Origin of the sequence: Nonomuraea sp. NPDC050202 (genome assembly GCF_040656115.1) — a bacterium.
GTDB lineage: Bacteria > Actinomycetota > Actinomycetes > Streptosporangiales > Streptosporangiaceae > Nonomuraea.
In genome coordinates, this window is record NZ_JBFALF010000035.1 from 67727 (window position 1) to 91647 (window position 23921).

General features: G+C 74.5%; 25 protein-coding genes. 18 read left to right on the top strand and 7 right to left on the bottom strand.

Annotated elements, in window-relative coordinates:
- Positions 1-9: 9 nt before the first annotated feature.
- Positions 10-1566, top strand: a complete 1557-nt coding sequence (locus tag AB0I79_RS49860) for a carboxylesterase family protein (RefSeq protein WP_357889678.1) — start codon at positions 10-12, stop codon at positions 1564-1566.
- On the opposite strand, the gene AB0I79_RS49865 is transcribed toward AB0I79_RS49860, so the two are convergent.
- Positions 1547-2362: a MurR/RpiR family transcriptional regulator gene (locus AB0I79_RS49865; protein WP_357889680.1), complete on the bottom strand. Its 816-nt coding sequence runs from the start codon at positions 2360-2362 to the stop codon at positions 1547-1549. The two genes, AB0I79_RS49860 and AB0I79_RS49865, sit on opposite strands and share 20 nt — an antisense overlap.
- Positions 2363-2426: 64 nt before the next feature.
- On the opposite strand from AB0I79_RS49865, the gene thrC reads away from it, so the two are divergent.
- The 10 genes from thrC to AB0I79_RS49915 all read left to right on the top strand — a co-directional run bounded on the left by thrC (position 2427) and on the right by AB0I79_RS49915 (position 10129).
- Positions 2427-3491: a threonine synthase gene (thrC, locus tag AB0I79_RS49870; RefSeq protein ID WP_357889683.1), complete on the top strand. Its 1065-nt coding sequence runs from the start codon at positions 2427-2429 to the stop codon at positions 3489-3491.
- A 160-nt stretch (positions 3492-3651) separates the two neighbouring features.
- Positions 3652-4314 (top strand): DNA/RNA non-specific endonuclease, encoded by a 663-nt coding sequence (locus tag AB0I79_RS49875; protein ID WP_357889686.1) that lies wholly within the window; start codon positions 3652-3654, stop codon positions 4312-4314.
- A gap of 24 nt (positions 4315-4338) precedes the next feature.
- Positions 4339-4938 carry a biotin transporter BioY gene (locus tag AB0I79_RS49880; RefSeq protein WP_357889689.1) on the top strand — a complete coding sequence of 200 codons (600 nt, stop codon included), beginning with the start codon at positions 4339-4341 and terminating at the stop codon, positions 4936-4938.
- A gap of 7 nt (positions 4939-4945) precedes the next feature.
- Entirely contained in the window at positions 4946-6310 is a 1365-nt protein-coding gene (locus AB0I79_RS49885) for a class I adenylate-forming enzyme family protein (protein ID WP_357889692.1), read from the top strand.
- A 1-nt stretch (position 6311) separates the two neighbouring features.
- A complete protein-coding gene (locus AB0I79_RS49890; RefSeq protein WP_357889695.1) occupies positions 6312-7442 on the top strand; it encodes a thiolase family protein in 1131 nt (376 codons plus the stop codon).
- Complete coding sequence (locus tag AB0I79_RS49895) at positions 7442-8119, top strand: ABC transporter ATP-binding protein (protein ID WP_357889698.1); 678 nt, start codon at positions 7442-7444, stop codon at positions 8117-8119. Before AB0I79_RS49890 ends, AB0I79_RS49895 begins: the two co-directional genes overlap by 1 nt.
- Positions 8116-8721, top strand: coding sequence for an energy-coupling factor transporter transmembrane protein EcfT (locus AB0I79_RS49900; protein ID WP_357889701.1), 606 nt, complete (start codon positions 8116-8118; stop codon positions 8719-8721). Before AB0I79_RS49895 ends, AB0I79_RS49900 begins: the two co-directional genes overlap by 4 nt.
- Before the next feature lie 51 nt (positions 8722-8772).
- Positions 8773-9126, top strand: a complete 354-nt coding sequence (locus tag AB0I79_RS49905) for a metalloregulator ArsR/SmtB family transcription factor (RefSeq protein ID WP_357889704.1) — start codon at positions 8773-8775, stop codon at positions 9124-9126.
- Positions 9123-9737 carry an SRPBCC family protein gene (locus tag AB0I79_RS49910; protein ID WP_357889707.1) on the top strand — a complete coding sequence of 205 codons (615 nt, stop codon included), beginning with the start codon at positions 9123-9125 and terminating at the stop codon, positions 9735-9737. Before AB0I79_RS49905 ends, AB0I79_RS49910 begins: the two co-directional genes overlap by 4 nt.
- Positions 9737-10129, top strand: coding sequence for a VOC family protein (locus AB0I79_RS49915; RefSeq protein ID WP_357889710.1), 393 nt, complete (start codon positions 9737-9739; stop codon positions 10127-10129). The genes AB0I79_RS49910 and AB0I79_RS49915 overlap by 1 nt, the downstream gene beginning before the upstream one ends.
- Positions 10130-10284: 155 nt before the next feature.
- On the opposite strand, the gene AB0I79_RS49920 is transcribed toward AB0I79_RS49915, so the two are convergent.
- A complete protein-coding gene (locus AB0I79_RS49920) occupies positions 10285-11064 on the bottom strand; it encodes an SDR family oxidoreductase (protein ID WP_357889712.1) in 780 nt (259 codons plus the stop codon).
- 106 nt (positions 11065-11170) lie between these two features.
- Between AB0I79_RS49920 and AB0I79_RS49925 the strand changes: the two genes are divergently transcribed.
- Positions 11171-11812, top strand: coding sequence for a TetR family transcriptional regulator (locus tag AB0I79_RS49925; RefSeq protein ID WP_357889715.1), 642 nt, complete (start codon positions 11171-11173; stop codon positions 11810-11812).
- 176 nt (positions 11813-11988) lie between these two features.
- A complete protein-coding gene (locus tag AB0I79_RS49930; protein ID WP_357889718.1) occupies positions 11989-12945 on the top strand; it encodes a cyclase family protein in 957 nt (318 codons plus the stop codon).
- Between the two features lie 88 nt (positions 12946-13033).
- Here AB0I79_RS49930 and AB0I79_RS49935 read toward each other — a convergent pair whose 3' ends face one another.
- Positions 13034-14125, bottom strand: a complete 1092-nt coding sequence (locus AB0I79_RS49935; RefSeq protein WP_357889721.1) for a hypothetical protein — start codon at positions 14123-14125, stop codon at positions 13034-13036.
- 2 nt (positions 14126-14127) lie between these two features.
- Positions 14128-14364 (bottom strand): hypothetical protein, encoded by a 237-nt coding sequence (locus AB0I79_RS49940; protein WP_357889724.1) that lies wholly within the window; start codon positions 14362-14364, stop codon positions 14128-14130.
- 87 nt (positions 14365-14451) lie between these two features.
- Between AB0I79_RS49940 and AB0I79_RS49945 the strand changes: the two genes are divergently transcribed.
- The 3 genes from AB0I79_RS49945 to AB0I79_RS49955 all read left to right on the top strand — a co-directional run bounded on the left by AB0I79_RS49945 (position 14452) and on the right by AB0I79_RS49955 (position 16975).
- Positions 14452-15534: a histidine kinase gene (locus AB0I79_RS49945; protein ID WP_357889727.1), complete on the top strand. Its 1083-nt coding sequence runs from the start codon at positions 14452-14454 to the stop codon at positions 15532-15534.
- Entirely contained in the window at positions 15531-16175 is a 645-nt protein-coding gene (locus AB0I79_RS49950) for a response regulator transcription factor (RefSeq protein ID WP_357889730.1), read from the top strand. The genes AB0I79_RS49945 and AB0I79_RS49950 overlap by 4 nt, the downstream gene beginning before the upstream one ends.
- 161 nt (positions 16176-16336) lie before the next feature.
- Positions 16337-16975 (top strand): SDR family oxidoreductase, encoded by a 639-nt coding sequence (locus AB0I79_RS49955; RefSeq protein ID WP_357889733.1) that lies wholly within the window; start codon positions 16337-16339, stop codon positions 16973-16975.
- A gap of 35 nt (positions 16976-17010) precedes the next feature.
- On the opposite strand, the gene AB0I79_RS49960 is transcribed toward AB0I79_RS49955, so the two are convergent.
- On the bottom strand, positions 17011-17952 hold the full coding sequence (locus AB0I79_RS49960; RefSeq protein ID WP_357889736.1) for a LysR family transcriptional regulator: 942 nt from the start codon (positions 17950-17952) through the stop codon (positions 17011-17013).
- Between the two features lie 88 nt (positions 17953-18040).
- Here AB0I79_RS49960 and AB0I79_RS49965 point away from each other — a divergent pair, with 88 nt between their 5' ends.
- Together AB0I79_RS49965 and AB0I79_RS49970 are read left to right on the top strand one after the other, a co-directional pair.
- Positions 18041-18964 (top strand): zinc-binding dehydrogenase, encoded by a 924-nt coding sequence (locus tag AB0I79_RS49965; protein ID WP_357889739.1) that lies wholly within the window; start codon positions 18041-18043, stop codon positions 18962-18964.
- Positions 18961-20094 carry an alpha/beta fold hydrolase gene (locus tag AB0I79_RS49970; protein WP_357889742.1) on the top strand — a complete coding sequence of 378 codons (1134 nt, stop codon included), beginning with the start codon at positions 18961-18963 and terminating at the stop codon, positions 20092-20094. The genes AB0I79_RS49965 and AB0I79_RS49970 overlap by 4 nt, the downstream gene beginning before the upstream one ends.
- Here AB0I79_RS49970 and AB0I79_RS49975 read toward each other — a convergent pair.
- Both AB0I79_RS49975 and AB0I79_RS49980 read right to left on the bottom strand, forming a co-directional pair.
- Positions 20024-21130, bottom strand: a complete 1107-nt coding sequence (locus AB0I79_RS49975) for an SWIM zinc finger family protein (RefSeq protein WP_357889746.1) — start codon at positions 21128-21130, stop codon at positions 20024-20026. The two genes, AB0I79_RS49970 and AB0I79_RS49975, sit on opposite strands and share 71 nt — an antisense overlap.
- A complete protein-coding gene (locus tag AB0I79_RS49980) occupies positions 21127-23859 on the bottom strand; it encodes a DEAD/DEAH box helicase (protein ID WP_357889749.1) in 2733 nt (910 codons plus the stop codon). The genes AB0I79_RS49975 and AB0I79_RS49980 overlap by 4 nt, the downstream gene beginning before the upstream one ends.
- Between the last annotated feature and the right edge of the window lie 62 nt (positions 23860-23921).

The window sequence follows — 23921 nt, forward strand, 5'->3', positions numbered from 1 at the left end:
GAGATTTCCGTGCGACTCATTCCCGCAGCAGCGATTCTGCTCCTCACCACCCTCGTCGCCACCCCCGCCGCCGCCGACGCCGGGCCCCCGGGCCAGGTCCGGACGGACAAGGGGGTGGTGCGGGGCGAGGTCCTGAAGGACCGCCGGGAGTTCAAGGGCATCCCGTACGCCGCGCCGCCGGTCGGCGAGCTGCGCTGGAAGGCGCCCCGGCCGGCCGGCGCATGGCGGGGCGTGCGCGACGCCACGGCGTTCGCCGGCCAGTGCGCGCAACCCGCGACCCCCTTGGGCAGCCCCCAGGCCACCTACGACGAGGACTGCCTCTACCTCAACGTCACCACCCCGCGCCGCACCGGGCGGCTGCCCGTCATGGTCTGGCTGCACGGCGGCGGCAACCTCAACGGCAACAGCGCGATGTACGACGGCGCCAAGCTGGCGGTGGACGGCGGCGTCGTGGTCGTCACCGTCAACTACCGGCTGGGCGTGCTGGGCTGGCTGGCCCACCCCTCGCTGGAGGCCGGCGAGCGGTACCAGAGCGGCAACTACGGCCTGCTCGACCAGCAGGCGGCGCTGCGGTGGGTCCGCCGCAACATCGCGGCCTTCGGTGGCGACCCCGGCAACGTGACCCTGTTCGGCGAGTCGGCCGGCGCCGCCGACACCTGCGCCAACCTGGCCTCGCCGACCGCGGCGGGGCTGTTCCACCGCGCGATCCCGCAGAGCTACAGCTGCGCCTGGCCCACCAGGACCGAGCAGGAGGCCGAGACGGCCGGCGCCGCCTTCGCCGAGGCCGTGGGCTGCTCCGACGCCGCCTGCCTGCGCGCGCTGCCTGCCAGGACGCTGCTGGAGGCCTACCAGGAGCAGAACCCGTACGCCGTGGCAGGAGCCGACGGCGTGCTGCCCGCGCAGCCCCGCGACGCCATCGCCTCGGGACGCTACAACCGCATGCCGATCATCCACGGCAACACCCTGGACGAGATGCGGCTGTTCATGTCGCTGCAGTTCCCGCAGCCGATCACGGTGGAACAGTACGAGGGGTTCGTGCGCGAGGCGTACGGGCCGGCCGCCCCCGCGGTCCTGGCCCGCTACCCGGCCGCGGCCTACCCCGACCTGCGGATCGCGATCGCGACCCTGCTGACCGACTCCGGCTCGCCCCTGTCCACCTGCGGGCACCTGGACGCGCTCGGGCTGTTCGCGCGCTCCGGCGTGCCCGTCCACGGCTACCAGTTCGCCGACCGGACGGCGCCGCCGCTGATCGACGTGCCGGGATTCGAGGAGGGCGCGTACCACGCCTCGGAGCTGGAGTACCTGTTCCCCGGCCTGGTGCCCGGCGCCGAGCTCAACGCCGAACAGGAGCGGCTGTCGGACGCCATGGTGCGTTTGTGGACGTCGTTCGCCGCCACCGGCCGCCCCGAGGCGGCGGGCTGGCCGCGCTTCCGCTCCCCGGGCGACGTGCTGAGCCTGGCGCCCGGACCGGGCGGCATCCGCACGGTGAACCCGGCCGAGGCGAGCAACTGCGCGTTCTGGGAGTCGCTGGGGACCACGCCGCGCGTCAGGACAGGGATCGGGTGAGCGCGTCGAGGTCGGCCAGGCGCCGGGCCGGCGCGAGCCGGGCGGCCGTGGCGACGAGCAGCAGCTCGGTGACCGCGATCTCGTGCGCGAGCGGCGCGATCGGCCCGCTCGCCTCGCGCGGCAGGCTGATCAGCACCTCCGCGTGCGCGGCGAGCGGCGACCCCCAGGCGTCGGTGACGAGCACCAGGCGCGTCCCCCGCTCGTGCGCGGCGCGCACGAAGCGGGCGGTGTCGGGGGAGTAGCGCCGGAAGTCGTAGGCCACGACCACGTCGGACGGCCCCAGGTCCAGCACCGTACGGGCCCGGGCGGGCACCGGGTCGGGCACCCGGTGCGCGCCCGGGCGCAGGCTGGCGAGCTGGCGGATCAGGTATTCGGCCGCCAGCTCGCTCAGCGGCCCGCCGAGCGCCCACACGGTGCGCGCCTCGGCCAGCAGCCCGGCGACCTGGTGGCAGAGCGGCTCGGGAACGGCGCTCAGGGTGCCGTCGAGCCCGGCGCGCAGGTCCTCCGCCGCCTGTCCCAGCCCCGCGGCCCCCGAGACGTGCTCCAGGAGCTGTGAGCGATCGCGGACCCCGTCGCGCACGGCCGCCTGGAAGGCGGCGAACCCCTCGAACCCGAGCCGGTCGAACAGCCGCGAGGCCGTCGGCGGGCTCACCCCCGCCCGCTCGGCCAGGGCGCGCAGCGAGCCCAGCGCCGCGAACGGATAGTCGTCGAGCAGCACGCGCACGACGGCGCGCTCCCCGGGCGGCAGCTCGGGATAGACGGCGCCGAGGCGGGCCGCGATCGGATCGTTCTCCACAATGACAAATGTTACACCAGAACCAATTTGGCGAAATGTACGAAACAAGTGTTACGGTGCCGCCATGACTACCTGGCACGGCCTGATCGACAGCCCCTACCGGCGCTGGCTGCCGGTCACCGCCGACACCCCGTCCGTCTCGCTCAACGAGGGCAACACCCCGCTGCTGCGCTCGGAGCACCTGTCCCGGCTCACCGGCTGCGAGGTCTGGCTCAAGGTCGAGGGCGCGAACCCGACGGGCTCGTTCAAGGACCGCGGCATGACGGTGGCGATCAGCCGGGCCGCCGAAGCCGGCGCCGAGGCCGTCATCTGCGCCTCCACCGGCAACACCAGCGCCTCGGCCGCCGCCTACGCCGCCCGTGCCGGGCTGACCGCCGCCGTGCTGGTGCCCAGGAGCGGGGTCGCGCTGGGCAAGCTGAGCCAGGCCGTACGGTACGGCGCCGAGATCGTCGAGATCGACGGCACCTTCGACGACTGCCTGCGCGTGGCCCGTGAGCTGGCCGCCCACCACCCGATCGCGCTGGTCAACTCGGTGGGCAACGAGCTGCGCCTGGCCGGGCAGCGCACCGTGGCCTACGAGATCGCCGACGCCCTCGGCGACGCGCCCGACGTGCACTGCCTGCCCGTGGGCAACGGCGGCAACATCACCGCCACCTGGGGCGGTTACCGCAACTACCGCGAGGCCGGGCTGACGTCGCGGCTGCCGCGCATGTGGGGCTTCCAGGCGGCCGGCGCGGCCCCGCTCGTGCGCGGCGAGCCCGTCGCCGAGCCCCGCACGGCGGCCACCGCGATCAACATCGGTCACCCGGCCACCTGGGACGGCGCCCTGGCGGCCCGCGACGAGTCCGGCGGGCTGATCGCCGCGGTGACCGACGAGCAGATCTTCGCGGCGTACCGGCTGGTGGCCCGCCGCGACGGCGTCTTCGCCGAGCCCGCCTCGGCGGCCGGCGTGGCGGGCCTGCTCGACCTGCACGCCAGGGGCGAGCTGGAGCAGGGCCTGCGCATCGTGATCACGCTCAGCGGCAATGGTCTGAAGGACCTCGACGCCTCCCTGCGTGACGGTTACACCGCGACGGAGACCTCGGCCGCCACCGCGGACGTGGCCCGCGCCCTGCGCCTGGCCGCCTGAAACAACCAACAGTAACTAATTGGTAACGTTATGTGACTCTGGTCACGGGCATGGATGTCGCGACAAAGCCGACGAGGCGGCCGATAAGGCCATTTGCCTGCCCCTCCATCGGCCTACTGCGCCTGGCCGGCGAACTCCCCTTTCACGAGAGGAACGCCCCGTGCCCGCACTTCTCCCTGCCCTGCGCCGCGCGAGCGCCGCCGCCCTGCTGCTCACCGCCGGAGCGGCGGCCCCCGCGTACGCGCCCGACAGCGCTCCCTGCGAGCGCCATCTCAAGCCGGCCCACACCTACCACGCCCACCGCCAGACCTTCACCACCGACGACGCGGGACGTCCCGTCGAAGCGCTGGCCAGGAAGCTCGTGGACAGGTCCGCCACGCGCACCGCGTGCCAGAGCACGGTGGGCGACTGGGGCGGGCGCGGCGACTGGAACGGCGGTCACCTCATCGCCGCCTCCTTCGACGGCGTCGGCCTGCGCTACAACCTGGTCCCCATGCGCGGCCGGCAGATCAACCAGGGCCTGATGAAACGCGTCGAGGACGGCGCCCGCTCCTGCCTGGAGGGCGACCACGCCGTGACCGACTACCGGGTCCGCCTGCGCTACCCCGGCCGCACGGCCCTGGCGCCCGACCAGATCCGGATCACCCTGTCGTCCTCCGGGAAAGTGGAGTTCACGCTGCCGAACCGCGAGCTCACCGCCAAGGAACTGCGTACCCGGCAGGAGGAGATCACCAGGACGTTCGAGAAGCTCTGTGCGAACGGTATCGGTCGCCAGCAGATGATGCCCGGCAATGTTGTGGGATCCCTCCATGCCCGTTCGTGACCGTCGTGGTGTGAGATCGACCCCATGAAGAAACAGCGCGGGTTCGCGATGCAGACCCTGGCGAGGGTGGCCGTGTTCGCGGCGCTCATCGCCGTCCTCGGCGTGCCCGGCACGCTGAACGTCTTCGGTGCCGCCGTTCCCATCACGCTGCAGACGATGGGCGTGATGCTGGCGGGGGTGATCCTGGGCTCCTGGCGGGCCGCGCTGGCCGTCCTGGTGCTGCTCGTACTGATCGCCGCCGGTCTGCCGCTGGCGGCCGGCGGGCGGGGCGGGCTCGGGGTGTTCACCGGGCCGTCGGCCGGGTTCCTGATCGGCTGGCTGCCGGGGGCGGCGGTGACCGGCTGGCTGGTGGAGCGGGCGGGCCGCAGCCCGAGCACCCTGCGGCTGTTCCTGGCCTGCTTGGTAGGTTGCGTCGGCGTGATCTATCTGTTCGGGATTCCCGTATGGGCGCTCGTGGGCGGGATGTCGCTCGGCGCGGCGGCGTGGAGCACCCTCATCTTCCTGCCCGGCGACCTGATCAAGGCGGGGCTGACCGCGGTCGTGGCCCGGGGCACGCAGCGGGCCTACCCCGACGCGGTGCCCGCCGTGCACCAGGAACGCGTGCGCTCGGGCGGGGGGCGTTGACCCTTCGATGCCCGTAGCTCGACACGTCCTGTCGCACGCCGCCGGGCGCCCGTCCCGGCTCGCGGTGTGCGGCCCCCAGGGCGAGCTCACCTACGCCGAGCTCGCCGACAAGATCAGCGGTGCCGCCCGTCACCTGCGCGGCCGGGGCGTCGGCCCCGGCGCGCTGGTCGCCGTCGCCCTGGCCGACCCCGTGGAACTGCTCACCGCCGTGCTGGCGGCCGACCTCATCGGGGCCACGCCGCTGGTGGGCGACCACGCCTGGGACCGCGAGCGGTGGGACCAGGTCACCGGCGAGGACCTCGCCGCCCGCATCGGCGCGCCGCTCCCGTACGCGGCGGGCGCGCCCGTGCGCGTCGAGGCCGGCCCGCACGATCCGGCCTGGGCGTGCTTCAGCTCCGGCAGCACCGGCCGCCCCCGCGCCGTCGTGCGCACCCGTGCCTCGTGGACCGGCTCCTACCCGCATCTCGACGAGCTGACCGGGATCGGCCCCGACGACGTCGTGCTGGTGCCGGGCCCGCTCGTCTCCTCCCTGTACGCCTTCGCCGCCCTGCACACCCTGGCCACCGGCGCGACGGCCGTCGTGACCGGCCGCTGGCCGGGCCGCTCCCTGGCCGCCCACCTGGCCGGGGCGACCGTCGTGCACGTGGTGCCGCACCGGCTGCCCGACGTGCTCCAGTGGCCCGGTTCGGTCCGCGTGGCCGTGGTCGGCGGCGCGGCGCTGATCCCCGGCGTGCGGGCGGACGCCGCCGCGGCCGGCGTGCGCGTCGTGTCGTACTACGGGGCCACCGAGCTGTCGTTCGTGGCCGTGGACGCCGACGGGGGCGGGCTGCGCCCCTTTCCCGGCGTGGAGATCGAGGTCCGCACCGGTGCCCACGGGCCGCTCGGCGAGGTGTGGGCCCGCTCGCCCTGGCTGGCCGAGGGATACCTGGCGGGCGCGGCCGGGCCGCTGCGCCGCGACGGCGACGGCTGGGTGACCGTCGGGGACCTCGCCGAGCCGTACCGGGCAGGACAGGTGCTGCGGCTGCGCGGGCGCGGCGACGGCGCGATCCAGACCGGCGGCGCCACCGTCGTGCCCGAGGACGTCGAGGAGGTGCTCAGGAAGGTGCCCGGCGTGGACGACATCGTGGTGGTCGGCCTGCCGCACCCGTCCCTGGGCTCGGTGGTGACGGCCGTCGTCGAGGCCGGGCGGGCGTCCACGCCGCCGCGCGCCCTGCTGGAGGCCACGGCCAGGGGCGGGCTGGACGCCGCGCAGCGGCCGCGCCGCTGGTTCGTGGTGCCGAGCCTGCCGCGCAACCCGACGGGCAAGCCCGCCCGGGGCCTCGTCGCGGCCCGGCTGGCCGGGGGCGACCCCGAGATCCGGCGGCTGGCCTGACATGGGCGACACCCCTGTGGTGGTGGCGGCCCGGCGCACGCCCATCGGCACGGCCGGGCACGCGTACAAGGAGCTGGCCGTCGACCGGCTGGCCGCCCCCGTGATCGCCGCCGTCGCCGCCGACGTGCCCGGGCGGCGGGTCGACGACGTGGTGCTGGGCAACTGCATGGGGCCCGGCGGGAACGTGGCACGGGTGTCGGCGCTGGCCGCCGGGCTGGGGCACGAGGTGCCCGGGCTGACGGTGGACCGGCAGTGCGGCAGCGGGCTGGCCGCGATCCTGGTGGCCGGGCAGGCGGTCCGCGCGGGGGAGTCGGGCCTGGTGATCGCCGGCGGGGCCGAGAGCGCCTCGACGGCGCCGCTGCGCACGTTCAGGGGGGCGGCGCAGCCGTACGAGCGGGCGCCGTTCACCCCGGAGGGCCATCCCGACCCCGACATGGGACCGGCCGCGGAGGCGCTGGCGGCGGCGTACGGCATCGGCCGCGACCGCCAGGACGCCTACGCCTGCCGCAGCCACGCCCGCGCCCTGGCGGCCAGGCAGGCGGGACGCTTCGAGCAGGAGATCGTCCCCGTCGGCGAGCGCCGCGACGACCAGCGCCCGCGCCCGCTGCGCGCGGCGTCGCTGGCCCGCCTGCCTGCGGCGTTCGTCGCGGGAGGTACAGTGACGGCCGGTAATGCCTCCCCCGTCAGCGACGGCGCGGCGGCCGTGGCCATCGTGCCGGAGCGGCTGCGCGCGGGCCTGCCGGGGATGCGGCTGGTGGCCGGGGCCGTCGTCGGGTGCGATCCCGGGCTGCCCGGATGGGGGCCGGTGCCGGCGATCCGCCGGGTGCTGGCGCGGACGGGGGTGGACGTGGAGCGGGTCGCGGCGGTGGAGATCGTGGAGGCGTTCGCGGTGCAGGTGCTGGCCGTGACCGACGCGCTCGGGCTCGACCCGCTGGGCGCCGACGCCGAGCGGGTGTGCCCCGACGGCGGGGCCCTGGCGCTGGGCCATCCGTGGGGGGCTACCGGGGCTGTGGTGGTGACCAGGCTCTTCAGCAGGCTCGTGCGCGCCGCCGCCCCGCCGGGGACGCTGGGCCTGGCGGCGGCCGCGGTCGGGGGCGGGCTGGGCGTGGCCGCGCTGTTCGAGGTGGTGTGATGGCGATCGAGTTCGCCGACGTGCACGTCCGCCTCGGGCAGCGCGACGTGCTGCGCGGTGTCACCGCCTCCCTGACCGAGCGGCGCGTCGGCGTGGTCGGCGCCAACGGCTCGGGCAAGAGCACGCTGGCCCGCCTGGTCAACGGCCTGGCGCTGCCCACCTCGGGCAGCGTCACCGTGCTCGGCCTGGACACCCGCCGCCACGCCGCCAGGATCAGGCGCGGCGTCGGCTTCCTGTTCACCGACCCCGACGCGCAGATCGTGATGCCCACGGTGGCCGAGGACGTGGCCTTCTCGCTGCGCCGCAAGGGCCTGTCGCGCGAGGAGATCGACCGGCGCGTCACGGAGGTCCTGACCCGCTACGGCCTGGCCGATCACGCCGACCACCCCGCCCACCACCTGTCCGGCGGCCAGAAGCAGCTCCTGGCGCTCTGCTCGATCATGGTCCTGGAGCCCGAGATCCTGGTCATGGACGAGCCGACCACGCTGCTGGACCTGCGCCACTCCCGCCAGGTCGCCGGCCTGCTGCGCGACCTGCCCCAGCAGGTGCTGGTGATCACCCACGACCTGCCGCTGCTGGACGGCTTCGACCGCGTGCTGGTGCTCGACGAGGGGCGCGTCGTCGCCGACGGCTCCCCCGAGGAGGCCATCGGCCACTACAGGAAGCTCATGGCGTGAACGGCCTGACCGGCGCCTACGTCCCCGGCTCGTCCGTCCTGCACCGCCTGCCCGCCGGCGCCAAGCTGGCCGGTCTCGCCGCGGCCTGCACCGTGCTGGTGCTGCTGCGCGCGCCGGTGGCCCTGGCCGCGGCGGGGGTGCTGGTCGCGGCCCTGTACGCGCTGTCGCGGGTGGGGGTGGCGGCGGCGTGGGCGCAGGTCAGGCCGGTGCGCTGGTTCGCGGTGGCGCTGTTCGGGATGCAGGTCGTCTTCGCCGATCTGGACGGGGCGATCTCGACGACGCTGCGGGTGGTGCTGGCCGTGGCGCTGGCCGGGCTGGTCACGCTCACCACCCGCACGGCGGCCATGATGCGGACGCTGGAGCGGTGCCTGTCGCCGGCCAGGTTCGTGGGGCTGGACCCGTTCCGGCTGTCGTTGCTGCTGTCGCTGACCGTGCGGAGCGTGCCGGTGGTGGCCTCGCTGGCCGGCCGGGTGCGGGAGGCGCAGCGGGCCCGGGGCGTCGAGCGCAGCCTGCGGGCGTTCGCGGTGCCGCTGGTGGTCAGCTCGCTGCGGCACGCCGACGCGCTGGGGGAGGCGCTGAGCGCCCGCGGCCTCGACGACTGACGATTACCCCAGGCTTGACTTATATAAGCCTTCACTGAAACACTGCAGGCCGTGCACGCATTCGACGTCCTCGGCGATCCGGTCCGCCGCCGGATCCTGGAGCTGCTCGCAGGCGGTGAGCGCAGCTCCGGAGAGGTCACCACCGTCATCCAGGACGAGTTCGGCATCTCCCAGCCGGCCGTCTCCCAGCACCTGCGGGTGCTGCGGGACAACGGGTTCGCCAGCGTACGGGCCGAAGGCACCCGGCGGCTGTACGCCGTCGAGCCGGGGCCGCTGCAGGAAGTCGACCTCTGGCTGGAACGCTTCCGGGGTTTCTGGGACCAGCGCCTGGACGCGCTGGCCACGGAGCTGGCCCGGGGCAAGCGCGAACGCCGTCTGAACACCGACAAGGAAGACAACCCATGAAGATGATCGACCACCTCACACAGACACACCGCGAACTGATCGACGGCGCCCGCAAGACCGTGGTGCTGCGCCGCCACTACGACGCCGAGGTGGAGGACGTCTGGCAGGCCTGCACCGACGCCGACCGGCTCAGCCGCTGGTTCCTGCCCATCAGCGGAGACCTCCGGCTGGGCGGCAAGTACCAGCTCGAAGGCAACGCGGGCGGGGAGATCCTGCGCTGCGAGCCGCCGAGCCTGCTCAAGGTCTCCTGGCTGTTCGGCCCCGACCCGGGCTTCTCCGAGGTCGAGGTGCGCCTGGCCGCCAAGGACGGAGGCACGCTGTTCGAGCTGACCCACACGGCGGAGCCGCCGGAGGAGTTCTGGTCGCAGTACGGCCCCGGCGCCGTGGGCGTGGGCTGGGACCTGGCCCTGCTCGGCCTGGGCCTGCACCTGTCGGGCGGCGAGAAGGTCGACGAGGCCTCCTTCCACCTCACCGAGGAGGGCCGCGCCTACATCACGGGCAGCGCCCAGGCGTGGGGCGAGGCCTACCGGGCCGCGGGCGCCCCGGACGACGTGGTGGCCGCCATGGTCGCCGCACTCACCGCGTTCTACGCCCCTGAGGAGGGCTCCTGATGAAGGTCACCACGTTTCTCATGTTCCAGAACGGCGACGCCGAGGAGGCGATGAACTTCTACATGTCGCTGTTCGACGACGGCAAGGTGGTCGCCGTCGAACGCTACGGCCCGGGAGAGCCCGGTCCGGAGGGCACGGTCAAGCACGCCCTCTTCACGCTGGCGGGGCGCGAGTACATGTGCATCGACAGCGTTCCCAAGCACGACTTCACCTTCACGCCGTCGATGTCGCTGTTCGTCGACTGCGACAGCGAGGAGCAGATCCAGCGCCTGTACGACGCGCTGGGCGAGGGCAGGCAGGCGCTCATGCCGCTCGGCTCGTACGGGTTCAGCACGAAGTTCGGCTGGGTCAACGACCGCTTCGGCGTCTCCTGGCAGCTCAGCCTGGCCTGAAACTCCACCGGGCCAGGGCCCGACGACGCACCTGGGCCCTGGCGCACAGGGGCCTGGCGCGCCGCCGTCCGAGGCTGCGATCCCGCCCGGCCCCGCCCGCTCCGCCGGGCCCTGCCCGGCGCTCCGGGGCCGCAGGGCCGGGCGGGGCAGCAGCGTCAGACCAGGGCCTGCCCGCCGTCGACCGTGACCACCGTCCCGGTCATGAAGTTGTTGGCCATGAGGAACAGCGCCGCCGAGGCCGCCTCCTCCGCCGTGGCGAAGCGCCCCAGCGGCGTGCCCTGCCCGGCCGCCGCCATGGCCGCGTCGTCGGCCAGCCCCAGCGCGCCACGCGCGAGGGGGGTGTCCACGACGCCGAACCTGATCGCGTTGACCCGCTGCCTCCGTGGCGCCAGCTCCACCGCCAGGGCGCGGGTGAGCCCCTCGATGGCGCCGATGCTGGCGATGGCCGCGGAGGCGCCGGGGACGGGGCGGGTCAGGTAGTGGCCGGAGCTGAAGGTGATCGAGCCGCCGGCGGGCAGGCGCCGGGCGGCGGCCCTGGCCGTGCCGTACGCGCCCCAGATCCGGCCCTCCACGGCCTCGCGCACCTGGTCGCGCGGGGTGTCCAGCAGTGCTCCGGTGCCGAGGACGCCGGCCGTCACCAGGACGTGGTCGACTGGGCCCGCCTGGTCGAGGGCCTGGTCCAGGACGTCCTCCGCCGTGCCGTCGCCGGCGATGCCCGTCACGGAGGCGCCGGGCGTCGTGCGGAGCCGGTCCACCGCGGCCGCCAGGCGGGCGGGGTCGCGGGCCAGGAGGGCGACGCGGGCGCCCACGGAGGTCAGCAGGGCGCCGGCGGCCAGGCCGATGCCGGAGCTGCCTCCGACGATCAGCACCGTGCGGCCCTCCAGGGCGGTGGGCAGGGGCGAGGTGACGGGCATCGGGGCAAGGGTCGTGGACATGGGGACACACTCCTCAATGAAATAAACCATCTGGTTGGTTTAGCTCGTGGGCATCACCATGGCGCATGGTCGGCGAATAAGTCAACTGGATGGTTTAATCAGTGGCATGACGTACGACGCGGAGGCCACCCGGCAGCGGATCTTCCAGGCCGCCACGGCCGAGTTCGCCGAGCACGGGCTGGCCGGCGCCAGGATCGACCGCATCGCCGCCGCCGCCCGCGCCAACAAGCAGGCCATCTACCTGTACTTCGGCGGCAAGGAGAAGCTGTTCGGCGCGGTCGTGCGAGCCAAGATGGACGAGATCTGCCACACGCTGAGCCTCGACCCGCGCACCCTGCCCGAGGCGGTGGGGCAGCTCTACGACTGGTACGAGGAGCATCCCGAGCTGATCCGCCTGCTGCTGTGGGAGGCCCTGGAGGCCGGCCGCCAGGTCGAGGGCGAGGAGGAGCGCAGGGAGTCCTACCGCGGCCACGTGGACGGCCTGCTGGCCGCCGGCCTGCCGGACAGGGCGAGGGCGCAGGACTGGCTGTTCACCATCCTGGGCCTGGTGGCGTGGAACTTCGCGGTGCCGCAGGTGCGCCGCCTCATCCTGGACGAGCCCGACACCGAGCGCGCCGTCGCCCGCCGCCGCGAGGTCGTGGTGGAGCTGGCCGGCGTGCTGGCCGAGCGGATGACCGCTGCCACGTCCCGTGGGCCGGAGAGATTCGGAACGGAATCCGGCGTCAACGGGGTTCTCCCAGGTCAGTAACCCCCTGCCGTTGCGGCTGATCCGCTGGAGGTGCCGAACGAGGCCCCGCACGTCGTCGCCGCGCAGCGCTGACCTTGTATCATGCCGGCTCAGCGGGCCTTGGCATGTCAAAGGAGAGGGCGGGACACCTCGCCTTCGGTGCCCCGAGCCGCGTGACCGGAGGAGCCGATGCTGGGATGACGGCAGAGCGACCGATGCCCACACAGGACGACGTGCTCGGGTACTTCAACACGCTGTCGAACTGGGGACGGTGGGGCGACGACGACGAGCTCGGCACTCTGAACCACATCACCGACGACGTCCGGCTGGCGGCGGCGCGGGCCGTGCGCCACGGCAGGAGTGTGTCGTGCGCATGGGAGGTCGCCGTACCGCAAGACATGGAGCGGTCGACGACGACGTGCCCCTGCGCCGCCGACATGCCGGGCGCCGAGAACATGCCGGTGGCCGCATTCCACGCCGACCGGCGCTGGGGCTTCTCGTCCGAACGGCTCGGCATCACGTTCCACGGCAACACCCTCACCCACATCGACTCGCCGTGCCACATCTTCTGGGACGGCACGATGTACAACGGGCGGTCGCACTCGCTGGTCGACCCCGCAACGGGATCGGCGTGGGCGGCCGTCACGGCGGCGGCGAACGGGATCGTCACGCGTGGTGTCCTGCTGGACATCGCGAGGGTCCGCGAGGTGCCGTGGTTGGAACCGGGGCAGGGCGTGTTTCCCGAGGATCTCGACGAGGCCGAGCGCCGCCAGGGTGTGCGGGTGCGATCCGGCGATGCGGTACTCCTGCGGACCGGCCATGGCCGCGTCCGGCACGAGAACGGTGAGGCCGGCGGTCTCACGCAGGCCGGCTGGCACGCGTCCTGCCTGCCGTGGCTGCACGAACGGGAGGTCGCGCTGATCGGCGCCGACACCCCCCAGGACGTTCAGCCGTCGGGGTACGAAAGCGTGTTGATGCCGGTTCACGCCGTGAGCCTCGTCGCCATGGGGCTGTGGATGCTCGACAACTGCGACCTGGAGGCGTGCGCGACGACGGCTGCCGAGCTCGGCCAGTGGGACTTCCAGCTCGCGGTCGCGCCGGTCCGCTTCGCCGGTACGTCCGGCAGCCCGGTCAACCCGATCGCCACGTTCTGACCGCGGTTCACGAGGGGGCGCGACGCCATGAAGAGCCCGGCCCGCACCCGGAACGCGGTTCACCTCCTGACCTCTGGACGACAGCGATTCAAGCGACGGCACCTCCGGCACTCCTCGATGGCTCAGCGGTTCTGCGGCGCGCCCAGTAGGCGAGCACCGCGGCCCCCAGCAACGGACCCCACACCGGGCACGGGAACATCAGGACGAACAGGACGCCGTCCACCCACGAGCCCATCTGGACGGCCCCGGCCAGCACGCCGGGGGCCGAGACGCACAGCGCCACCGCGCCGAACGCCCCCGGCCCGACGGCCAGCATCACCGGGACCGGCCGCCCGCCCACCCGGGGCACCCATCGCGGCACGACCTCACCCCAGCGGCTGATCAGGCCGAGGGTCAGCACGACGGCCAGGACCGCGCTCAGGCCGATCAGGAACCCCTGCATCCGAGTGGCCGCGTCGCCGCCCTCCACGGCGATCAGCGTGATGTGGCCGGTCCGCGGGTCGAAGCCGCCGAGCGGCCACGGCGTCACCCACGTCAGCCGCGCCAGCGCGTACGGCACGGGACAGAGGGCGGCCGCGATCGTGACGGCCCTCGCCCGCCGCGGGACCGTCACCCTGCGCCCACGCGCGAACGATCCGTACGCGAGCCACGCCCACCCGACCGCGGCGATCGCCATCGCCCACGACCAGGCGATCCGCCCGCCGTACACGCCGAACCCTGAGGCCACGTTGACCAGGTAGCGGGAGACCGCGTCGGTCATGGTCAGCGACGCGATCAGCCCGGCCGGGAGCAGCACCGCCAGCACGTACGCGACGGGCTGCCGCCGTACGCACCCCACCGCCACCGACCCGGCGACCCCCAGCAGGACGGCAGGAACGAGCGCGTACCCGATGGACGACAGCACGGAGGCGTCCGACATCACCAGCAGGAAGAAGGCGCTCTCGGCCACGGCGACCACGCCGGCGGCTCTCGGCCGGGACCGGACGCCGAGCGCCGCCAGCACCCCCAGCACGCCGGAGGCCACCATCAGGCCCACGCCCGGCCCGCGCTCGATCCAGTGGTTGACGCCCACCGTGACCTTGGCGGCCGCACCGTACGGGTAGCTGCCGGGGACGAACCACCACAGGGCCGCCACCGCCAGCGTCGCCACGGAGATCGTCGATGCCGTCAGGCGGCGCATGCTCACTTCCCCCCGATCCCGAGTCCGCCAGCCGAGTCCGGCCACCGGCCGGACCTGGCGGATCCTCCCCCTGGGGGATCTGTCCGGTCGCCGGTGCGGCGCCGGTCGTAGTGCACCGTGACCGCGGCCGGCAGCGGCGCGCAGGTGACGTGGAAGACAGGCGGCGTGCCGCGCTCGGCCAGCGGCACCCCGGAGTTCATCGCCATCATGATGGTCGTGGTGGCGGTTGCGCTGTTCATGGCTGTAAGGCTCACAGCCCGGCGGTGGGCGAACATCCCCCAGGTGGGGGAAGGGGCGGCCCGGCGTCCCCGGCTAACATCACCGACGTGAGCGGACATATCGGACGTGCCGTACGGGCGGTCCTCTACCAGGTGCTGGGCGCGGCGCTGCTGACCCCGGTCGCCGTGGTGCTCGGCCTGGCCATCCTGAGCGAGCCGGCGCCGGCGCGCGTCCTGGTGCTGTGGGCGGCGTGCCTGCCCGCCTCGGTGCTGCTCGCCCTGGCGCCGCTGGTGCGGCGCATCGAGATCGCCGCGCTGGCCGAACTGCTCGACGTGCAGGTCTCCGACCGGGCCGACCGGGTCTACCTGGTGGCGCTGACGAGCCTGCACCTGTACGGCGGCGCGACGCTGGGCGCGGGCGTGCTCATGCTGTCACCGGGGCTGGTCCGGCTGGGCGATGTGACGCTGTGGCGCGACAGCCCCGCTGTCCAGGCCGAACCGCTGGCCGCCGTGCTCGTGCTGGCGGCCGCCATGGTCGCGGCCGGGTTCGGGCAGCGGTGGGCGGCGCGCCGCCTGCTCCGCGCCGAACCGTCCCGCATGCTGGAGGAGCTCGGCCGCCGCCAGACCCTCGCGCTGGAGCTGCACGACGCGGTCGGGCACGCGCTCAGCGTCGTCCTGGTGCAGGGCATGGCCGCGCAGGCCGCGCTCCAGCGCCCCGCCCCCCGTCCCGAGCACGCCACGCGCTCGCTGGAGCACCTGCTCGACACCGCCCGCGCCGCCCAGGAGGACCTCGACGTGCTGCTGGGCGTCCTCGACGACGGCGAGGCGGCACGCACGCCCACGCTCGACTCGCTCCACACCCTCACCCGCGGGCTCGACGTCCACGTGAACGCCGGCCCCCTCGGCCGCATCTCCCCGGCCACCTCCCGCACCGCCTACGCCATCGCCCGCGAGGCGCTCACCAACGCCGTGCGCCACGGATCCGGCCCCGTCAGGCTCGACGTCGACACGGATGCCCCCGGCGAGCTGGTGCTGACCGTCGAGAACGCCACCGCCGGCGCCCCCGCCCCGCCGGCCGGGCACCGGCGCGGCCTGACGGGCATGCGCATGCGAGCCCGCCTCGCCGGCGGAACGTGCACCACCCGGCAGGCCGGGACGACCTGGCGCGTCGAAGCGAGGCTGCCGCTGTGATCCGCGTCGTCCTGGCCGACGACGAGCCGCTCATCCGCGAGGGATGGGCCGCCATGCTCTCCCTCCACGACGACCTCACGGTCGTCGGCCAGGCCGCCGACGGCAGGGAAGCCGTCGAGGCCGGCACGGGCGCCGACGTCGTGCTGATGGACATCCGCATGCCCCGCATGGACGGCCTCGCCGCAACCGTCGAACTGACCCGCGGCTCCCCGTCCACCCGCGTCATCGTCGTCACCACCTTCGAGAACGACCAGCTGGTGTGGGCCGCCCTGCGCGCCGGAGCCGCCGGGTACGTGCTCAAACGCGCCCCGGCCGGCGAGCTGGTGGAAGCCGTCCGGCTGGTGCACTCCCGCCGCGCGGTGCTCTTCCCCGACGCGCTGCGCCGCATCGCCTCCCCGCACCACGGCAGCGCCCGGCCGCGCCGCCCGGTCACGCTCACGCCCCGCGAACTCGAGGTGCTGCGGCACATCACGCTCGGACAGGCCAACCCGGAGATCGCCGCGGCCCTGCACGTGTCCCGGGAGACGATCAAGACGCACGTGACCAACGTCCTGGACAAACTCGGCGCCCGCGACCGCACCCACGCCGCCGTCCTGGCCTACGAACTCGGCCTGATCCTCCACGGCATCGAACCCGGCTGAACCCGGCCGCACTGGCAAGGGGCCATTGACCTGGGAGAATCCCGTGAGCGCCGGACTGCCTTCCACATCTCTCTGCCCCCTGAGGCCCGGCACCCCGACCGGCGCCTCCTCCGGCTATCGTGGTGAGTAAATACTTACACACCACCGAGGAGCGAACCCACGTGAAGATCACCGTCTTCGGAGCCACCGGCGGCACCGGTCTGGAGCTCCTGCGTCAGGGCCTGGAGCGGGCCCACGACATCACCGCCGTCGTCCGCGACGCGAGCCGCCTCCCGGCCGACCTGCGCGACCGCCTCGACGTCGTGGAGGCCGACATCATGAACCCCGCCGCCATCGCCCCCGCCGTCAAGGGCCGCGACGCCGTGCTGAGCGCGATGGGCTCGCGCGAGCGCGGCCCGACCACCGTCCAGACCGGCAGCATCACCTCCATCGTCGCCGCCATGGGCCGGGAAGGCGCCCGCCGCCTGCTCATGGTCAGCGCCGCCGGTCTGGAGGCCGACGCCGGCGACGGCCTCTTCACCCGGTACGTGCTCAAGCCCCTCGTCATCCAGCGCTTGTTCCGCCACTCCTACGCCGACCTGGCCAGGGCGGAACGCCTGCTGCGGGCCGCCGACCTGGACTGGACGATCGTCCGCCCCGCCCGCCTGACCGACGACGGCCGCACGAACGCCTACCGCACGGCCTGGGACCTCAGCATCCGCGGCGGACTCAAGACCACCCGCGCCGACGTGGCTGACTGCATGCTGCAACTGATCGGCGAGCGCGCCTCGATCGGTCACGTCATCTCGGTGGCCTCCTGACGGGCTGCGCCTGAGCCGATGCGTGTGCGGGGCCCTCAGGCCGGCGTCGAGGCGTGGGCGTCGTGGCGCTCGGGCAGCCAGTCGCGCAGGGGATCGTGCTCCAGCCACCGGCTGCGCTCCGCCTCCGCCACGAAGGCGCTCACCAGGGCCTCCAGCAGGGGATGGCCGCCCTGGCCGCGCCACAGCAGCGACCAGGCGTACAGGGGTGTGGGGTCCACCAGCGGGATCGAGCGGATGGCGGGGCCGGGAGGGAGGGGCACGTCGGCGGGAAGCAGGCTGAAGCGGCGGGTGTCGGCCGCGAGGTCGGTCAGGAAGTGCTCCAGTCCCAGGTTCGTGCCCTCGGCGCGGTCGCGGACGCCGAAGGAGTCGGCGAAGCGGCGCAGGAAGTCCAGGCGGTGCAGCGCTCCCGGGGCCCACAGCACGCCGTCGCGCAGCTGTGCCGGCCGGATAGCCGGCGCGTCCGCCAGCGGGTGGTCGGCGCCGAGGATCGCGTCCACCGGCTCCAGTCGTACCAGGCGATGGGTCAGGCCGGCGGGCAGCGGCGCGTGGACGCGGCCGAAGGCGGCGTCGATGTCGCCGTGCAGCAGCGCGGCGATCACCGAGGGCAGGTCGCGGCCGTGGCCCAGCTCCAGCCGGGGCGCGTCGGCCGCGACCTGGGCCAGCGTACGCATGGGCGCGTACAGGTGGCCCCACATGTCGACGCGCAGGGGGCGGTGCGCGTCCAGGACCGCCGCCACGGCCAGGTCGGCGGCGGCCAGCGCCTGGCGGGCGGGCTCCAGGAAACGCCGCCCGGCCTCGGTGAGACGCACGCCCTGGCCACCACGGTCGAGCAGGCGCCTGCCGAGCGTGGACTCCAGACGGGCGATGCGCTTGGACAGCGCCTGCTGGGAGATCGACAGCTCCTCGGCCGCGTGCCCGAAGTGCAGCTCCTCGGCCGCCAGCACGAACGCGCGCACCTGCGCCAGGTCCAGATCCACGCCTGTCACCATAGGCGACAACCAACGGTTGTCGGCCTGCCGCGTCTGTTGTTGGAGCCCCCGAGCAGGATGTCGGTTTCATTGCCGCATGCGTAGATTGATCCCTACGGGGGATGGTTCGCGGCCGGTGGAGTTCGCCCAGGCCGCTCAGCCCGTGCCCGCTCCGGACGAGGTGCTGGTCAAGGTCGAGGCGTTCGCGCCGAATCGCGGGGAGACGTTCCTGCTGGAAGCGCCGGAGCCCGGGCTGCTGCCCGGCAAGGACGTCGCCGGCCTGGTCGTGCAGGCGGCGGCCGACGGCTCCGGGCCACCGGTCGGCACGCGGGTGGTGGGCCATCCGCCGAGGGGCGGCTGGGCCGAGTACGCGAGCGTGGCCACCGGCTCGATCGCCGTCCTGCCCGACGAGCTGACCACCGTCCAGGCGGCCGCCCTGCCGCTGGCCGGGATCACCGCGCTCCGGCTGCTGCGCGCGGCGGGCACCGTGACGGGCAGGCGGGTGTTGCTGACCGGCGCCTCGGGCGGGGTCGGGCACTACGTGACCGAGCTCGCCGCGGCGGCCGGGGCGGAGGTGACCGCGGTGACCGCCACGGCCGAGCGCGGCTCGCGGCTGCGCGAGCTGGGCGCCGCGGCGGTCGTGCACGGCGTGGACGAGGCGGAGGGGCCGTTCGACGTGGTCCTGGAGTCCACCGGCGGCAGTGCCCTGGGGGCCGCGCTGGCCAGGCTGGTGCCGGGCGGCACGCTGGTGTGGTTCGGGCAGGCCAGCCGTACCCCGGCGACGGTGGACTTCTTCGACCTGCTCGCGGGGCCGGAGAACGCCGTGATCCGGCACTTCCACTACGCGGGCGCCCCCTACGGCCGCGACCTGGTCACCCTGGTGCGCCTGGCGGCCGGCGGGCGGCTGCATCCGGAGATCGGCCGCACCGCCGACTGGAGCCGGACCGCCGAGGTACTGGTCGATCTGCGGGAACGCCGGATCCGCGGCAAGGCCGTCCTGACGATCGGAGCGGCACGATGAGCAAGACGACGAGCGACGCGACGGGCATGACGATGAGCGACGCGACGAGCGCCGCCGGGTTCGCTGCCGAGTTCGCCGCCGCCACGTTCTCCCGCGCGACCGGAGCCGGGCTGGACCCGCACGAGTACCTGCGCGTCACCGGGGAGCTGGCAGGCCTGGAGCAGTGGGGCGAGGCGTTCATGCGCACCGCGCGCGAGCACCTGGCCCGCGCCGAACGGGCGGACACGCCGATCTCCGCGGCCGGGCACCTCCAGGTGGCGGCGCGCTGGTTCCACGTCGCCACGCTGGGCCCGAACCCGGACAGCGCGCCGGCGGCCGGCGAGGCCGACGCCGCCATGGGCCGCGCCCTGCACCTGCTGGAGCCGCAGGCGCGGCGGATCGAAGGGCCGGGCTTCGCCGGCTGGCTGCGCGGCCCTGCCGACGCCGCGGCGGTGGCCGTGGTGGTGCCGGGGCTGGACTCCGGCAAGGAGGAGTTCCACGACCTCGCCGAAGCTCTGCTGCGCCGGGGCGCGGCCGTGTTCGCCATGGACGGGCCCGGGCAGGGCGTGCTCGCCGCCACCAGCACCGTCCGCGCCGACTACCACCGCGTGATCGGCGCGGTCGCCGACGCCCTCGGCGCGCGGCGGGTGGGGCTCGTCGGGCTGAGCCTCGGCGGCTACTACGCCGCCGAGAGCGCCGCCAGGGAACCCCGCGTCACGGCCGCCGTCACCGTCAGCGGCCCGTTCCGGCTGGACTGGGACGCCCTGCCCGCTCCCGTGCGGGACCTGCTCAGCCGGCGCGCCGGCGGCGAGGAGGCGGCCCGCCGCTTCGCCGGTGAGGTGGACCTGTCCGCCCTCGCCCCGCGGATCACCTGCCCCCTGCTGGTGATCGACGGCGGCCAGGACGTCATCCCCGGCGTGACCGGCGGCGAGCCGCTGGCCCGCCTGGCGCCTCACGGGCGGTACCTGCGCGTTCCGCACGGCGACCACCTGCTCGGCAACGCCCGCCCTGACTGGCTGGCGGGCGCCGCCGACTGGCTGTCCGGTGCGCTTGCGGGGGATGCCGGGAGCGTTGAGCCGATCAGCCGAGCAGGGCGGACGGGTCGCGTTCCGGCGGGCCGGCGGGCCACCACTCGTCCTCCCGCCGGGTGAAGGGGTACCAGCGCCCGTCGCGGCCGTAGCGCAGCTGCACCGGGCCGACGGTCCAGCGGTTGCGCCACGCCTCCACCTGGGGCGGGTGCTCGCCCTCCCAGCCGGACTCCAGCAGCGCCTGGGCCCTGGCCAGCTCCCGCCGGGGGGGCGTCCACGTGCTGTCCAGGACGTCCAGCCCGTCGGCGCCGCCGTACCGCCACGCCTGGACGGCCGCGCCGAGCCCGAGGTCGAGGTCGTGCTCGGCGGCCAGCCGGACGCGGTCCTGGTACTCGCTCAGCTCCGGCAGCCGGCCGCGCCGCAGCAGCTCGCGGGCCCGCCCGGCGGCCGAGGCGGCCAGCACCCGCAGCGCGGCCACGTCCACGCCGGGGGCCGGCTCCAGGGCGGGCGGGGTGTAGGCCACGTCGTACGGCGGCGGCTCCGGCAACGGCGGCACCCCCGCCGCGTACGCCAGCGCCGCCGGCACGCCGGACGGCTCCTGGACGGGCGCCTCGCGCTCCTGCAACGCCTCGATGAGGTCGCGCTCGCCGCGCCCGCGCATCAGCAGCAGCATGAACGGGTCGGCGTCCAGCAGCCAGGACACCTGGTAGCACAGGGCGGCGGCGTGCTTGCAGGGGTGCCCCCAGTCGGGGCAGGAACATTCGGGTTCCAGGTCGCCGACGGCCGGCAGCAGCGGCACGGCGGCGTCCTCGGCGGCCTCCACCAGGTCGTGCGGCATGTCGCGGTCGAGCAGCGCCGCGATGTGCCCCGCCTTGGCGGCGACCTGGTCGAGGAAGCGCTCCCAGGCGGCGTCGGTGAGCTGCTCGACGCGGACGACGACGTCGTACTCGCTCTCGGCGACGGCGGCGATCCTGCCGGGGCTGACGGTGATGGGGCCGAGCCGGCCGTGCTTGGCGTACGCGCGGCCCTTGCGCAGCAGGACGTGGTCCAGGGAGGTGTCCTCCATGGCCTGGATCCAGGCGCGTCCCCACCAGGAGGTGGCGAAGCGGGCGCCGGCGCGCTGCGGGGGGAAGGCGGCGAATCCGCGGGCGGCGGTCATCTCAGCTCCACGAGGGCGGCGAGTTCGGCGTCGGTCAGCTCGGTGAAGGCGGCCTCGCCGGAGGCCAGGACGGCGTCGGCGAGCGAGCGCTTGGCGGTGAGCATCTGGGCGATGCGGTCCTCGATCGTGCCTTCGGCGATGAGGCGGTGCACCTGGACGGGCCTGGTCTGGCCGATGCGGTAGGCGCGGTCGGTGGCCTGGTCCTCGACGGCGGGGTTCCACCAGCGGTCGTAGTGGATGACGTGGTCGGCGCGGGTGAGGTTCAGGCCGGTGCCGGCGGCCTTGAGCGAGAGCAGGAAGACCGGGGCGCTGCCGTCCTGGAAGCGCTGGACCATCTCCTCGCGGCGGGCGACGGGGGTGCCGCCGTGCAGGAGCTGGGTGGGCACGCCGCGGCCGGACAGGTGGCGTTCCAGCAGGCGGGCCATGGCGACGTACTGGGTGAAGACCAGCACGGCGCCGTCCTCGGCGACGATGGTGTCGACGAGCTCGTCGAGCAGCTCCAGCTTGCCGGAGCGGCCGGGCAGGCGCGGGCTTGCCTCGTGCAGGTACTGCGCGGGATGGTTGCAGATCTGCTTGAGCCCGGTGAGCAGCTTGACGATGAGGCCGCGCCTGGCCATGCCCTGGGCGTCGGCGATCTGGGCCATGATCTCGCGCACGACGGCCTCGTACAGGCCGGCCTGCTCGACGGTGAGCGCCACGGGGCGGTCGGTCTCGGTCTTGGGCGGCAGCTCGGGCGCGATGCCGGGGTCGCTCTTGCGGCGGCGCAGCAGGAACGCCCCGACGAGCCTGGACAGCCGCTCGGCCGCCTCGGTGTCGCCGGACTCGACGGGTCTGGCCCAGCGTGCCCTGAACCTGCCGAGCGGGCCGAGCAGCCCGGGCGTGGTCCAGTCGAGGATGGCCCACAGCTCCGACAGGTTGTTCTCGACGGGGGTGCCGGTGAGCGCGACGCGGGCGGCGGCGGGGATCTCGCGCAGGGCCTTGGCGGTGCCCGAGGCGGGGTTCTTGACGTGCTGGGCCTCGTCGGCGACGACCAGGCCCCAGCGGTGGCCGGCGAGCCGGGCCGCGTCCAGGCGCATGGTGGCGTACGTGGTCAGCACGAACCCCTCGTCGGCCAGGGAGCGGTTGCTGCCGTGGTAGCGGCGTACGGGCACGCCGGGCGCGAACCTGGTGATCTCGCGCTCCCAGTTGCCCAGCAGCGAGGCGGGGCAGACCACGAGCGTGGGGCCGGCGTCCTCGGCGGCGCGGTGCAGGTGCAGCGCGATGAGCGTGATCGTCTTGCCCAGGCCCATGTCGTCGGCCAGGCAGGCGCCGAGGCCGAGCGAGGTCATCCTGGCCAGCCAGCGCAGCCCGGCGAGCTGGTAGTCGCGCAGGGTGGCGGCCAGGCCGTGCGGCGGGTCGACGGCGGCGGGCTCGGCCAGGCGCTCGCGCAGCTCGTTCAGCCAGGCGGTGGGCTCGACGGGCACCTGCTCGCCGTCGACCTCGACGGTTCCCGTCAGCGCGGCGCCGAGCGCCTCGATGCCGGTCAGCGGCTTGAGGTCGCGCTGGCGGGCCTTGCGGGCCAGGTCGGGGTCGATGAGCACCCACTGGTCGCGCAGGCGTACGACGGGGCGGTGGGCCTCGGCGAGCCGGTCCATCTCGGCGGCGGTCAGGCGCTCGCCGCCGAGGGCCAGCTGCCAGTCGAAGCTGGTCAGGTGCTGCCCGCCGAGGAAGGAGGGCAGGTCGGAGGGGGCGGCGTCGCGGTCGCCGAGGGCGGCGCGGGCGCTGAGGCCGCGCACGAGCGACTTGGGCCAGTGCACGTCCACGCCGGCGGCTGCCAGCCGGTCGGCGGCTCCGGCCAGGAGGTCCTCGACGTCGCCGTCGGAGAGCGTGAGCTCGTCGGGGACGGCGCTGTCCAGCAGGCGTTCCAGGCGGGGCCAGGCGCGGGCGGCGCGGCGCACGGCGAGCGTGGCCTCGATCCTGGCGCGGGCGCCGAAGCCGGGGTCGCGGCCCTGCCACAGGTCGGCGGCGTCCACGACGAGCGAGGGGTCGGCCAGGCTGTGGAGCTGGACGACGGCGCGGAACTCGGCGGTGGCCGGGTCGTCGGACTCGATGCGCAGCGACAGCCGCACACCGGCGTCCAGGCCGGCCGAGATCTCCTCGGACCAGCGGCGCAGGTGGGGGACCTTGACGGGCCTGGCGGCGGCGAAGGGGGTGGTGCCGGTGGCGCGTACGGCGCCGGGCGAGCGCGGCATGGCGTCGGCGACCGCGTCGAGGAAGGCCCGCACGAGAGGTTCGGCGTCCGGCAGCAGCGGGCCCTGCGGGTGCGGCGGGGCGTCGAGGGGGATGGCGCGGGCGGCGGCGGGCATCGCGGCGGCCAGCTCGCGTACGCGCCGCAGGTCCTCGGCGTCCAGGGGCCCGGCACGCCAGGAGTCGTGCTCTCCGGACGTCACACCGGGCAGGACGCGGCCCCGGGTGACGAGCTGCAGCGCGACGAGCGCGGCGGCGCCCCAGAAGCGGGCGGCCGGGTGGGCGTGCGGGTCCATGCGGGCCCGGGCCAGCGCCGCCACCGCCTCCCCGACGGGCACAAGAGTAGCAGCGGCGGACCTGGTCGTGACCTGGCCGTCGTGCTCGTCCGCCACGGTGACCAGGCCGTCGCCGCCGGGGTCGAGGAAGGCGACCTGGCCGGACCTGGGCGGGTCGCCGGGTTGGAAGACTGCCGAGTGCCGGACCAGATCCGTGGAAGAGCTCACGGCCGTACAGTGTACGGTACGCGGAGGGTGCGGTTTACCGCAGTCAGGATCGGGCAGGCTCC

What these genes read in the sequence shown, in the direction of transcription:
- thrC (WP_357889683.1), top strand. Translation starts at nt 2,427, where the DNA reads ATGACTACCTGGCACGGCCTGATCGACAGCCCCTACCGGCGCTGGCTG.
- AB0I79_RS49880 (WP_357889689.1), top strand. Translation starts at nt 4,339, where the DNA reads ATGAAGAAACAGCGCGGGTTCGCGATGCAGACCCTGGCGAGGGTGGCC.
- AB0I79_RS49885 (WP_357889692.1), top strand. Translation starts at nt 4,946, where the DNA reads ATGCCCGTAGCTCGACACGTCCTGTCGCACGCCGCCGGGCGCCCGTCC.
- AB0I79_RS49890 (WP_357889695.1), top strand. Translation starts at nt 6,312, where the DNA reads ATGGGCGACACCCCTGTGGTGGTGGCGGCCCGGCGCACGCCCATCGGC.
- AB0I79_RS49895 (WP_357889698.1), top strand. Translation starts at nt 7,442, where the DNA reads ATGGCGATCGAGTTCGCCGACGTGCACGTCCGCCTCGGGCAGCGCGAC.
- AB0I79_RS49910 (WP_357889707.1), top strand. Translation starts at nt 9,123, where the DNA reads ATGAAGATGATCGACCACCTCACACAGACACACCGCGAACTGATCGAC.
- AB0I79_RS49915 (WP_357889710.1), top strand. Translation starts at nt 9,737, where the DNA reads ATGAAGGTCACCACGTTTCTCATGTTCCAGAACGGCGACGCCGAGGAG.
- AB0I79_RS49920 (WP_357889712.1), bottom strand. Translation starts at nt 11,064, where the DNA reads ATGTCCACGACCCTTGCCCCGATGCCCGTCACCTCGCCCCTGCCCACC.
- AB0I79_RS49925 (WP_357889715.1), top strand. Translation starts at nt 11,171, where the DNA reads ATGACGTACGACGCGGAGGCCACCCGGCAGCGGATCTTCCAGGCCGCC.
- AB0I79_RS49930 (WP_357889718.1), top strand. Translation starts at nt 11,989, where the DNA reads ATGACGGCAGAGCGACCGATGCCCACACAGGACGACGTGCTCGGGTAC.
- AB0I79_RS49935 (WP_357889721.1), bottom strand. Translation starts at nt 14,125, where the DNA reads ATGCGCCGCCTGACGGCATCGACGATCTCCGTGGCGACGCTGGCGGTG.
- AB0I79_RS49940 (WP_357889724.1), bottom strand. Translation starts at nt 14,364, where the DNA reads ATGAACAGCGCAACCGCCACCACGACCATCATGATGGCGATGAACTCC.
- AB0I79_RS49965 (WP_357889739.1), top strand. Translation starts at nt 18,041, where the DNA reads ATGCGTAGATTGATCCCTACGGGGGATGGTTCGCGGCCGGTGGAGTTC.
- AB0I79_RS49970 (WP_357889742.1), top strand. Translation starts at nt 18,961, where the DNA reads ATGAGCAAGACGACGAGCGACGCGACGGGCATGACGATGAGCGACGCG.
- AB0I79_RS49975 (WP_357889746.1), bottom strand. Translation starts at nt 21,130, where the DNA reads ATGACCGCCGCCCGCGGATTCGCCGCCTTCCCCCCGCAGCGCGCCGGC.